Source organism: Runella sp. MFBS21, assembly GCF_029433105.1.
Lineage (GTDB): Bacteria > Bacteroidota > Bacteroidia > Cytophagales > Spirosomataceae > Runella.
The window spans coordinates 1-11,866 of the sequence record NZ_JARNTW010000032.1 but is presented as its reverse complement, the minus strand read 5'-3'; the positions used below and the strand labels follow the sequence as shown (position 1 = coordinate 11,866).

At 43.6% G+C, this 11,866-nt stretch carries 8 protein-coding genes; all 8 read left to right on the top strand.

Annotated features, from left to right (window positions below; genetic code table 11):
* Window positions 1–8: 8 nt before the first annotated feature.
* The 8 genes from P1X15_RS30785 (at window position 9) to P1X15_RS30750 (ending at window position 11,670) form a co-directional block, all read left to right on the top strand.
* Window positions 9–2,369 carry a GDSL-type esterase/lipase family protein gene (locus P1X15_RS30785; protein ID WP_277341946.1) on the top strand — a complete coding sequence of 787 codons (2,361 nt, stop codon included), beginning with the start codon at window positions 9–11 and terminating at the stop codon, window positions 2,367–2,369.
* Between the two features lie 138 nt (window positions 2,370–2,507).
* Complete coding sequence (locus P1X15_RS30780) at window positions 2,508–3,836, top strand: enolase C-terminal domain-like protein (RefSeq protein WP_409049721.1); 1,329 nt, start codon at window positions 2,508–2,510, stop codon at window positions 3,834–3,836.
* 41 nt (window positions 3,837–3,877) lie between these two features.
* Window positions 3,878–5,275, top strand: a complete 1,398-nt coding sequence (locus tag P1X15_RS30775) for a hypothetical protein (protein WP_277341944.1) — start codon at window positions 3,878–3,880, stop codon at window positions 5,273–5,275.
* Window positions 5,276–5,318: 43 nt separating this feature from the next.
* On the top strand, window positions 5,319–7,643 hold the full coding sequence (locus tag P1X15_RS30770) for a glycosyl hydrolase family 28-related protein (protein ID WP_277341943.1): 2,325 nt from the start codon (window positions 5,319–5,321) through the stop codon (window positions 7,641–7,643).
* A 472-nt stretch (window positions 7,644–8,115) separates the two neighbouring features.
* Window positions 8,116–9,303: a DUF2911 domain-containing protein gene (locus P1X15_RS30765; RefSeq protein ID WP_277341942.1), complete on the top strand. Its 1,188-nt coding sequence runs from the start codon at window positions 8,116–8,118 to the stop codon at window positions 9,301–9,303.
* A 729-nt stretch (window positions 9,304–10,032) separates the two neighbouring features.
* Window positions 10,033–10,473, top strand: coding sequence for a hypothetical protein (locus tag P1X15_RS30760; RefSeq protein WP_277341941.1), 441 nt, complete (start codon window positions 10,033–10,035; stop codon window positions 10,471–10,473).
* A gap of 338 nt (window positions 10,474–10,811) precedes the next feature.
* On the top strand, window positions 10,812–11,174 hold the full coding sequence (locus tag P1X15_RS30755; protein WP_277341940.1) for an RHS repeat-associated core domain-containing protein: 363 nt from the start codon (window positions 10,812–10,814) through the stop codon (window positions 11,172–11,174).
* Window positions 11,137–11,670, top strand: coding sequence for a hypothetical protein (locus P1X15_RS30750; RefSeq protein WP_277341939.1), 534 nt, complete (start codon window positions 11,137–11,139; stop codon window positions 11,668–11,670). The genes P1X15_RS30755 and P1X15_RS30750 overlap by 38 nt, the downstream gene beginning before the upstream one ends.
* Window positions 11,671–11,866: the final 196 nt, after the last annotated feature.

The window sequence follows — 11,866 nt, the reverse complement described above, 5'->3', positions numbered from 1 at the left end:
TGTTGAAAATGACTTATCATGACCATCAAAAAATTACCAAGCTAACAAGGATGAAGTTACTTTGTCTCGTTCGTACCGCCCTGCTGTGGCTAGCGATCATCCTGAGTTCGTATGCTTTAGGGCAACAGAAACCACCTTTTCCGAAAGGGACGAAACGTATCCTGTTTTTGGGCAATAGTATTACGTATGCCGGTAGTTATATGGCTGATATAGAGTCCTTTATTATTGCACATTATCCAAAACAACACTACGAATTTATTCCTGCGGGTTTGTCGGGCGAAACCGTTTCGGGGCTTAGTGAACCTAACCCCGCCAGTGAAAAATTTATCCGCCCCGATTTGCATAATCGGCTGACCCGCGTATTGGCTCAGACTAAACCCGATGTCGTATTTGCCTGTTATGGCATGAATGATGGTATTTATTTACCCTTCGATGAAACTCGCTTCAAGGCGTTCCGGGAAGGAATGAAATGGCTTCATCGTGAATTGGAAAAAGCGGGGGCCAAACGGATAATTTTCCTTACGCCCCCGGTTCATGACGACAAAAAACTGGGTACACAGGGCTATAATCTGGTATTGGATCGCTATGCTGACTGGTTACTGGCACAACGGGATTCCCTGAAATGGGAAGTGGCCGATCTTCATTTTCCCATGAAGAACTATCTGGAAGACAAGCGAAAAAGCGATCCCGGCTTCAAATTGGCCAATGACGGAATCCATCCCACCGAATTGGGCCATTGGCTCATGGCTAGATCGGTGCTTGCGTATTTAGGTCAACAGGTAGGTGATGCGCCCGATGTACAGGCGGCCCTTACCGTCCACCCACGAGGGGAAGAAATTCTGTGTTTGGTGACTCAACGAAAAGACATCATGAAGGATGCCTGGTTGAGCGCCACCGATCCTAATCGGCCTGCCAGGCATCAGGGTTTACCCATGGACAAAGCAAGACAGGTATACGACAATATCGAACGACGTATATACAGTGTCATTAGCAACAAAGCCCCCCAGCGCATTCGGATTGTTTGCGTAGGTAACAGTATTACCGAAGGAGTAGGGCTGAAATACCGACACGCCGAATCGTACCCTGCCCAATTACAGCGTTTACTAGGGTACGATTATGAGGTAATAAACGCGGGCATGAACGGGAAAACAGTCATGAAAACCAAAGATAATTCCTACATGGCCACCGTCCGGTATCAGGAAGCCCTCAAAAGCAACCCGGATATTGTGACGATTAAGCTGGGCACCAACGATAGTCGACTGGTTTATCGCGCATCGATAGCCGATAGTTTTATTACCGATTATAAGACCCTTATCCGGTCGTTTCGTGACCTGCCATCACATCCACGAATTATCCTGCTGATGCCTGTAGCGTCATATCTAACCGATACGACCCGGCAACCTGATGCTGTCATTACCAAACAAATCATTCCGCGTATTCGGCAGATTGCTTTTGATGAAAAACTGGAAATGATTGATTTACATTCGATTACGCTCAATCGTGACTCAGTGTTTTTTGATCAGCTCCATCCGTCGGCACAAGGCCAGACGATCATTGCCAATCGGCTGTATGAAGCCATTACCAGCAAAGCCATCCGGGATTTTGACATCTTCCCGAAGCTGAACGTCCCCTACAAAGTCACTTCGTTTTATGGATACGATTGTGCTGAGTTTACGGTTGAAAATCGCACTGCGAAAGTGGTAAAACCTCGGATAGTGGCCGAAGGCAGGCCCTGGGTTTGGCGGGCAAGGTTCTGGGGGCATGAGCCTCAAACAGACATCGCATTGCTGGATCGGGGCTACCATATCGTTTACCTCGATGTGGCCGAATTGTACGGCAACGAGGAGGCTGTGCGCCTTTGGAATACCTACTATTCGCTTTTGACAACCGCTGGTCTGGCTCCAAAAGCGGTGCTGGAATGCATGAGTCGAGGGGGATTATACAGCTATAACAGGGCCGCTAGAAATCCGGACAAAGTGGTTTGTGTATACGCAGATGCCCCGGTGCTCGATGTGCGAAGCTGGCCGGGAGGCAAAGGGAAAAGCAAAGGCAGTCTGGGCGATTGGGAAAAATTCAAGAAGGACTATGGCTACACGACCGAGGAAGAAACACTGTCGTTTAAGAACAATCCGCTGGATCAGGTAGCCACTCTTGTAAACGGGAGATTCCCGATGCTACACGTTGTAGGGGATGCCGATGATATTGTGCCTGTGGATGAAAATACGGCTTTGTTCGAACAAAAAATAAAGGCATTAGGCGGTACCATAACGGTCATTCACAAACCAGGCATCGGTCATCATCCGCACAGTTTGGTCAATCCAGAACCCATTGTTGATTTTATTCTGAAAGCCGTAAAGGCCAGCCGATAAGTAGTGGATACAGTTGCTTTGCATACAAAAAAATTCTAATCAACCCCCGAAATCTTGTTTCTATCCATGCTAACCAACAACATGAATCGCCGGGATTTTATCAGGACCAGTAGCGTTCTGGGCGTGGTCGGTTCAGGAATGAGCCATGACCGTATTCTGGCCGATGTAGAAAATCCTAAACCGACGACTGGAAAGATAAAAATCAAAAATGTCAGTTCGAATTTTGAGCGTGAACCCCTAACTCCATACCGCTTTAAAGGCAGTGCCATTAGCGATAGCTGGCAGGTTGCCAGCCTTCTGGAAAGTGACTCTGGTATCCGAAAAATTGGACTGGGTACACAGGGCGTACTTTGGTCGGACTCCAGCGTATTTGCTGCTCATTCAGAAAGTGCCGGGAATGCGTTGATGTATGCCATGACTGAACATGCCCTGCAACGCCTTAAAGGCCAGACCTTTCATAATCCTTTGCAACTACTTGACTGGCTCTTGCCTGATGTACTGGAGTATGGCAAAAAAATCACGGGTAATCCGGATCTCCGCAAAACCTTTGCCCTTAACGCATTGGTTTCGGTCGACAACGCAGCCTGGCTGCTGTATGCCGCCGAAAACGGTATTACCAACTTCGACGAGATGATTCCTCCGACGTACCGGTCTGGTCTCTCGTACCGACATCAAAAGGTAGCCAGTATCCCGTCGTTCAGTGTCGGCACTTCGGCACAAACCATTAAGCAGGCTGCCGATCAGGGGTACTTTATTCTGAAACTCAAAACAGGGTCGGCAGGTACGCAGCAGGAAATGATTGAAAAAGACATTGCTTTTCTGGAAGCTGTGCATAAAGCCATTGGCCATTATGAAACGCCCTTTACAAAAAACGGAAAAATACCCTACTATTTTGATGCAAACGGACGGTATGAAAAAAAAGAAACACTTTTACGCTTTCTGGATCACGCCCGAAAAATCGGTGCCTTTGATCAGATTGCGGTTATCGAAGAGCCTTTTGAGGAGCGTAATGAAACCTACGTTGGCGATTTAGGCGTGCGGGTGGCGGCTGATGAAAGTGCGCATACGGTAGACGATGTAGCCCACCGGATCGAGCTTGGCTATTCGGCCATTGCCGTAAAAGCGATTGCCAAAACGTTGAGCATGACCATGAAAATTACGCAATTGGCCTTCGAAAAAAAGATTCCCTGTTTTTGCGCCGACCTGACCGTAAACCCAATTCTGGTCGATTGGAATAAAAATGTGGCGGCCCGTTTACCCCCTTTCCCTGGCATGACGGTGGGGCTTCAGGAAACAAATGGATATCAGTACTTCAAAAACTGGGACAAACTTACAGGCTATCATCCTAGGGCGGGCGCTGTCTGGACAAGGTCGGTGAACGGTGTCTATCTCACACCACACTCATTCTTTGACGGAAGCGGGGGCATATTTCTACCGTCGCCACACTATGAAACATTGTTTGGATGATAGCTAATCAAGTGCGTTCAATAAACCTTACGACTTTACTTATGCGACCAATCGCTCTTTATTGGCTGGGGATGGCAATGGCCATTGCGGCTTATTCGCCGATTGCTGGCCAGAAAATACCTTCGGGCAAAAACAGTAGTACAAAAACCACCCCGCAATGGTCATTCGGTAGTTTCGGCGAAAAGGCCGACGGAACCCTAAACCTTAGTCAAACTACGCTATCAATCAGTACCCAAAATACCCTGCACTGTTTTGGCGAAGCTGATTCGTACAGTTTTGCGTACCAAAAACAGGCTTTCCCGTTTGACGACTGCTCGAAAGCGACCATAACGGTAAAAATTAAATCCTTTGCCTCTGGCACGACAGGGATTATGATACGCTCAAGTATCAGCCCATCCGCAGCAAACGCTCATTTAGAAGTCAGTTCAACGGGCGATTTATTACTCATGTCTCGTAAAACCGACGGCACAGCCACTTCCTACACCCGTATGGGAAATCTCCCTTTTCCAATTGAGGTGAAATTGGTAAGACAGGGGTCGGTATTTACTGGGTATTCTAAAAATTCGGATGGCAACTGGATAAAAGGGGGCTCGGTTATCGCTGAGGTCGGTACCGAATCACTAGTGGGCGTCTATGCCTGTTCGGGGAGTAAGTCTCAGATTGGCTATTCAGAAGGGGCTAACGGACAAATGCAGGCCACGTTTGAGAACTGGACCTACCAGTACCAAGAAACGTATATCCCGCCGGAGAAAAACTGGACGGATAAAACGCCCATAAAGCCAGGAACCCTTTTGCGAGAAAATTTTGATGACGGCAGCCTCTCGAATATACCCGCCAGTAGTCATAATCCAGTGTGGAACGGGATAAAACTTGCCTACCTGCCCTATGCTAAAGCGGGAGGCCGTTACTGGCGAAAAACAGGCGATGGCCTGTATGCTCTGGGCGACAAAAAATGGGCCGACTATGAAACTAGTGTTGAGTTTACATTTCATGTCGGCAATCAATTACCTGAAGAAGTAATGATCCAGGTACGGAATCAGCAAATTTCCGCTTATACGCACCTGGGTAGGTATTATGCCGTATCGCTTCGCGATAAAAACAAACTATTTTTTGAGAAATACGAATCAGGAACCGTTACCTATACGCAGTCGGTAACCATACCGAATTTCATAGACGGCAAAAAGCATACACTGAAAATCAGGCTATTAGACAGGGATTTTGATGTGGTTTATGACAACGCATCGTTGATCAAGGGGACTGATGTCAAAAACCCAATCACCTACGGAAGCCTGGCATTAAAGTTTACCAACGCGGATGTTGATCTGGATAATCTGGAGGTGATTCAGATCAACGATCTTGTCAACGGCTCTGCTGATAATTATTTACTGGATTATTTCGACACACCGCTACCCGCTTACTTGAAAAAGTATGGCTACTAAACCTTATTCTATCTCAGCCATGAGAACAACCATTGCTTATAAAATGAAGGGCCTAGTGACCCTTGTCGCCTGTTGTTTTACGATGTATGCCAAGGCGCAGACAGTAACAGCCAATATATCTCCTAAATTATTCCAGGTAACGACGGCCGAAACCTTACCGGGCGATGCCGTTTTGATACGAGGAGAATACCTGGATCATATCAAAACCATACAAGTAAGCCGACTTACCGATGACCCGGTTAATCAGGATATGCCGTCTTATGTTCCATTACCCCGAGAAGATGGGTTGATAGCAGAAATCAAAGGAAAAGTAAATGGACTTATGGAAAACAATGTAACCGAAGTCGATAAGCTTCAGCAACATGCCCAATCGGTCAAATTCATTATTCCTGATAAGGAGAGAGAAGGCGTATATAGCGTCCGGCTAACGGATGACAACAACGGTACGACTGGCTTCTACCTGAATGCTCCCAAAGTAAACTGGGTGATCAGCGAAGCTGGCCAGAAGGCCGTTATTGGCGATTATCTGCGCATTCAGGGCAAAAACCTATGGCGAAAAGGCTATCAGGGACAGGTTGTCTTACTATCAATGGATACCCGTCAGGTAGTTCGGATGGATGTAGAGAAGGTTTTCGATCCCTATTCGGTAAGTGTTACGATCCCGAAAAATACACCCGTTGGCGAATATTGGCTGTATTACCATAACGGTCAGGGAGGCAAAACGGCCTGGAGCGAACCACTTACGCTAACCGTCGGGAATCAACCGACGAATGCATGGGATAAACAGGTTTTTAACGTAACCGATTACGGCGCGAAAGGCAATGGCGAAAACAACGAAACGGCTGCCTTTCGGGCCGCCCTAGATGCGGCAGAAAAAAACGGGGGAGGTACGGTATATGTTCCCAGAGGGCGTTACAAGCTAACCGGAGAACTGATTTTGTCGCCTTACACGATGCTGAAAGGAGAATCAAAAGAGCTTACCCAACTCTTTTTTAATCCACTAAACTGGGATACAGGCGAACTACCCAACAGTCTAATTACTGGCACGCACCATTTTGCTGTTAAGGACTTGAATATATGGGCATCCAGAGCCTGGGGAATTATACTGCTTACAGGCCCTCCGAATGAACAGGGGAATATCACCCTGGAAAATTTAATCGTCAGACAGTCGGCCGAAATGAGTGGCATGCTTTACCAGATTAAAGCCAATCGGGACATTGTAGAAGCGGAGATCCAGAGCCGGTGGAGCCAGACGGGTATCATTTTAAGGGGGGAGAACATTAAACTGCGAAACTGCGATTTCAATTCGAGCGGGATGTATACCTTTTTTGCGGTGAGTGGTTTTATCCAGCATTGTAAATTTACCCGCGAAGGCACAGGTATCAATCAACCGTATATGCTCATTCATCCGAAAGGGCTGATTTTTGAAGATTGCTATAAACAAGCCGATGGATATGGCTATGCGGCCAGTATCGACGAAAGCCGCAATCTATATGAAGCCCGCAATGTGATTCCCTTTAATTACACAAACGACCGCGAGGCCATGACTCTGGATGGCGGTAGTGGCGGTTATGCGGGGCCGATAAAAAGTGTCTACAAAGATATTATTACATTACCCCATGGAGCCGATACCTATCAGTGGACACCGAATAAATGGATTGGGGGTGGCGTGTTTATTATTGATGGCAAAGGTACCGGACAATACAGACGTATCGTCAGTCATAGTCTGGATTCCATTCGACTGAATCAGCCATTTCTGGTTGAGCCGGATGCTGGTTCTATAATTAGCATTACTACCATCCGAAAAAACTTGTTTTATATCAACAATGAGGTCAGTGATGCCGGAGCCTTTCAGTTTTACGGGTCCGTGCAAAACGCTGTCATCTCAGGGTTAAAGATGCGACGCTGTAATGGAATCGTGGGACGAGGGTCGTTGCTATATCATGGAAAACAGCCAGAATGGTATGTTGATATTGTCAATTGCCAACTCTCGGAAGGGAATTATAGCCATTGGTTTGGGACGAATGATCGGCACTCGGGTTTTCAAAGCATTAATATAATCGGCAACGGAAATTCGGGAATGAACATCGGTACGCTTCTCAGGCGCAATCATCTCAGCGACTTTAGCTATATCCGTACCTCTCCCGGTGGAAACCCGAACTCCGTAACCGACGTCATTATTGACGATAACACAATACGTATCGCCAAAAATGCCATATCACTTGGCGGAACTGGCAGTCAAACATCCAATGTACTTATTCACAATAACCATTATAGTGATGTGGAGCAACGGGTGGAGGCCAATGTAAACCTTAATTCAAAAGCGTATCTAATTCTGAATGATGGTATTAGCCCCGTTTTAAAATGAAGTCGCAACATACAGGGGAGCTTTGCGATCGATTACGTTAAGGTAATCCTGCAAAACGCGTCAATGAATGGCCCGGTCCAGATGTACGTACCCGCTTATTTGTTTGATTATAGCTTGTTAACTACAAGCTCTCAACAAAGCTCTTAGGATTAAATGGAAATCTAGTAAATTAAAAAAGGGGAATATGCATTAAGATCAATCTAGCAAAACTTAATTCTTAGACAAATTTAATGAAATTACGCAAAAAATTATGTACTTAATTAATTTAAAAGACCACCTGCGCCTGGCTGAACAAGACGCTGAGGGTAGGTGTCGGTGAAGCTGATTCGGGCGGTATTTCGTATTCGGTCTACCAGATTTTATAGTACTCAATGTCGCATTTTTACAATCTTTCTACTATGAGAATCGCTACTTTTGATCGTAACGACTTTAACTGAATGACAGTTGAACACCACATGAATTTAATTTCAATATGAACTACAAACGAATATATCTAAGTCTATGGGCACTTCTAGCCGCTTTAGCCTGTATTGGGCAGAACAACCGGCCCTATACAGCCTCATTTATTGGACGAATGGGTGTGGATACGGTTTTGGTGGAAACCTACACGATGATGAATAATCACTTGTACGGTAAAGCATTTATCCGGGTTCCCGAAGATTACATCGGTGAGTTCAGTATACACTTTTACCCCGACGGCAGCATCCGCGAATTCAATATAAACGCCATGAGCCCAATTAACAGCTCACTTCCCTTTGAAGCAAAGTCGGGTGCTTTTGAGTATCGACTAAACATGAATTGCCGGAATGATACCTGCACCTATTATAATTCGGAAGTTGGTAGAAATTCGGAAAAATTGATTCACCACCCAACTCGAAAAATAGATTTTGTTGGTGGTTGGGTTCCCTTAATCTCCCTCATGGAATGGCAGTGTCAACGTCTAGCGAGGTCTGGATTGCAAACACTCCCTTTGAAAATGATCAATCATAACATCGGCGTCTACGATATTGGGGTTCGTTACCGAGCCAAGAATAAAATAATATTTGGTGGTCCCTTTTTGGAATATACTACCATTAGTGTGAACCAGGATAGTCGAATAGAAAGCCTGGATGGTATAGGAACACCCTGGAATTATTATGTAACTAAACATCCTCCAATTGACATCGATGCGATGGCCAAACGAATGAGCAAAACACCAGGTATTGGGATTCCCTCGCCGACCGAATCCCTACAGGCTAGCATCCAGCAGTCAAAAATTACGCTGACCTATGGACGGCCCTATAAACGAGGCAGACCCATTTTTGGGGGCGTGGTTCCTTACGATTCTTTATGGCGAACCGGAGCCAATGGTCGAACAACGATCACGCTGGGAAACGACATAAAAATCGAAAAAAGAGTGCTCCCCAAAGGCGTCTATAGTATATATAGCATTCCCAAAATGAGAGAATGGGTACTTATTTTTAGTACTGATCTCAAAAATTGGCCCACCGATCCGGATCGGACAAAAGAGCTCTTAGCGGTACGTATCCCCATCCAAAAATCAAGCGATATCAAGCAACAGTTTACAATTGAGCTGAAAGAAACTCAAAAAGGAGGTCAACTTATATTTATGTGGGATGATGTTGTTGCCACAGCAGATTTTGAAATCGTCAGGCAATAGAAAATTAACTCCCTGACTTCTTAGGGATTAGGCAGGGATGGTAAATGAAATGGCGAAGATTAATTTCACGTAGTCCAAGCTCTTTAACTAGGAAAAATCATTCGCGCTCTGTGTTTCGATGGTGATGATATGTGTCTTAATTTTGCGCCTCTGATTTCTGTTTTTAATCTTACCTGAAATAGGTGCATGTTAAAACTTTTTATAAAGCCGCTTTGTTCTCCCTTATGCTTATCTTAAGATTTTCCTGGCATTAATAATAGAGAATAGAAGCTAAACTTGTTGAGTCGGTATGAAAGAAAAGCTGTCAAACATCTATCCAATTTTCTAATTGGATACGGTCGAGGTTTTGAAAATCCTTCGTGTTTCTCGTCACAAACGTTAAACCGTGGACGATGGATTGCCCCTATCAGCATTAACAACATTTTAAATGTAAATCCTACTGCAATTGAATATGCTTTTAAAGCAAGGGGAGGAGGAGTATGAAATATTAAAAAACTGACCATAGATATATTTCAACGAACACTATGCTGAATGGATTTGGTGCTTATAACCTTGGGAAAAATACTGTTTGGAGAGCCGCTTTGATATGGGCATTTAGTGGTAATTTATTAAATTCGTTACCTACACACGGAGAAGATCCTCTTAGCTATAAAGCCATACAATCCGGTACAAAAAATAGGATTAATTATTTTTGAGGTTCTATGTGGGACAATAAAAAATAAAATAAAAATGAAACAGTTCTTTAATTTAAAAAATACAACGATTGTTTTTTTTGCTTTTTTAAGTTTATTCATTTTATATATTATTCTTATACCAGAATATATTTTTACTCATTACAAATTACCAGGGTGCCAAATAGAATTAACCAAAATAGAATTTAAGGGATACAGATTTGACGAAGGAATGAAATTTGATAGAGAACTTTTCTTTGTTTACGGTTTTTGTGAAGAAAAGCAGATTCCTAAGGATGCGTATGAACTAAGAGATTTTTCCGGGTTTGATTCCATATTTAGTATAAAGGCTTTTTGCTCCAATGATACTATTATACTCAATCACGGATATGGTTTAGAAAAAAAAGGTAACCCTATTAAATTAATTGCCAGACAGCTAGAAAATATAGAATATATAAATTGTTGCGAAAAAGGAACTGTCTTAATTGTAAGTGAATAATACTTTTCCGTTGGCCAGAATTTCCCATAGTTCGTCGTAGCATTCCCCCATTGTGGTAGTCCCCTGTTCTCGCTCGGCTCTGACGAGTGAGAGATATTGAGAAGGGTTTCTAGCCCGTAGCTTAAGTATTTACCGCCTCAAAGCGAGGCAAAGCGTTCATTGACATAAAAGATCTATTTTCCAAAGCTAGCAACTGGAGAAGGCCAATACATCTATAAAACAAGTAGCACGGGGGAATATCAATACTACTTGAATGACCAGCGAAACGTCGCACCGCTTAGGCAATACCAGGATTGTTGTAACAGACTCAGACAAAGTACTACAAAGAAGCGATTACTATGCTCGCTTCGGCGTTCCGATTTGGGCTGCAAATACCACTTTTACCCACTACGAGTGACTCGTTACAATTGGTGAATAAGTATTTGTACAATGGCAAGGAGCTACAGCCTCAGACGGGTTTGCTAGATTATGGAGCAAGGCAGTATGATGCGGCAGTGGGGAGATGGTTTGGGGTGGATCCGTTGGCCGAGAAATATTACTCTATCTCTCCCTATGCTTATGTCGCTAACATGCCTCTTAGAGCTGTTGATTCCGATGGAAGAAAAATTATTTTTGTAATAAGAAATGAAAATGTGAATGTATCAAGAACACTAGCTTACAAAGATGGGAACTTTTATTGGGATGATACAAAAAAAGTATAATTGGAGAGGGGGGAATTATACATTAGGGATGCTTTTGAAGTCTTATCAAAAGATATTAAAGTCAAATGATGAAGTTTTGAAAGATCAATTGAAGAAATTAGGAAATAGTGAATTAGAGCATTTTATTGAAGAAAATAAAAATCAAGATGGTTCTAGTAGTGTACAGCCTTTTGGAATTCCCAAAGAATTTGGCAGTCTACAAATAGGTTCATATACTTTTTTGAATTTATCATCAAAACGCTTGAAAAGCGTTGAAGAAACTGAAAAAGTGCCATTTAGTCCCTATGAAATAATTGTTCATGAGATGAGACATCAGTATGATTTAGATATGGGTAACACAAAGGATAGACCAACAAAAGCGTCAGGGTTACAAGGTACTTCTAGGGATCCACTTGAAATTCGAGCTGTGATTAATGAAAATAGAGTTCGCCCAAAAAACCAAAAAAGAACTTCATATGGAGGGAGAAAGATTGATTTTTATAAATATAATAACTAGCAAAAATTAGATAGTGGAGGAGATTCAAATAAAAGGCACGAATAATCAAACAAATTTTTCTATGAACTCATTTGAGATTGTAAACTAAACTGTGTCACCCCAAATTGAATCAAAGGGGGAAAATAAGTAACTTAGTTTTAACTTATAGACACAATGAAAACTGACGAATCCTTTAATTTCGAGCGCTTCAAGGAAG

Excerpts from the sequence above, each read along its gene's own strand:
- P1X15_RS30785 (WP_277341946.1), top strand. The coding sequence starts at position 9 with ATGACTTATCATGACCATCAAAAAATTACCAAGCTAACAAGGATGAAG.
- P1X15_RS30780 (WP_409049721.1), top strand. The coding sequence starts at position 2,508 with ATGAGCCATGACCGTATTCTGGCCGATGTAGAAAATCCTAAACCGACG.
- P1X15_RS30775 (WP_277341944.1), top strand. The coding sequence starts at position 3,878 with ATGCGACCAATCGCTCTTTATTGGCTGGGGATGGCAATGGCCATTGCG.
- P1X15_RS30770 (WP_277341943.1), top strand. The coding sequence starts at position 5,319 with ATGAAGGGCCTAGTGACCCTTGTCGCCTGTTGTTTTACGATGTATGCC.
- P1X15_RS30765 (WP_277341942.1), top strand. The coding sequence starts at position 8,116 with ATGAACTACAAACGAATATATCTAAGTCTATGGGCACTTCTAGCCGCT.
- P1X15_RS30760 (WP_277341941.1), top strand. The coding sequence starts at position 10,033 with ATGAAACAGTTCTTTAATTTAAAAAATACAACGATTGTTTTTTTTGCT.
- P1X15_RS30755 (WP_277341940.1), top strand. The coding sequence starts at position 10,812 with ATGCTCGCTTCGGCGTTCCGATTTGGGCTGCAAATACCACTTTTACCC.
- P1X15_RS30750 (WP_277341939.1), top strand. The coding sequence starts at position 11,137 with ATGGGAACTTTTATTGGGATGATACAAAAAAAGTATAATTGGAGAGGG.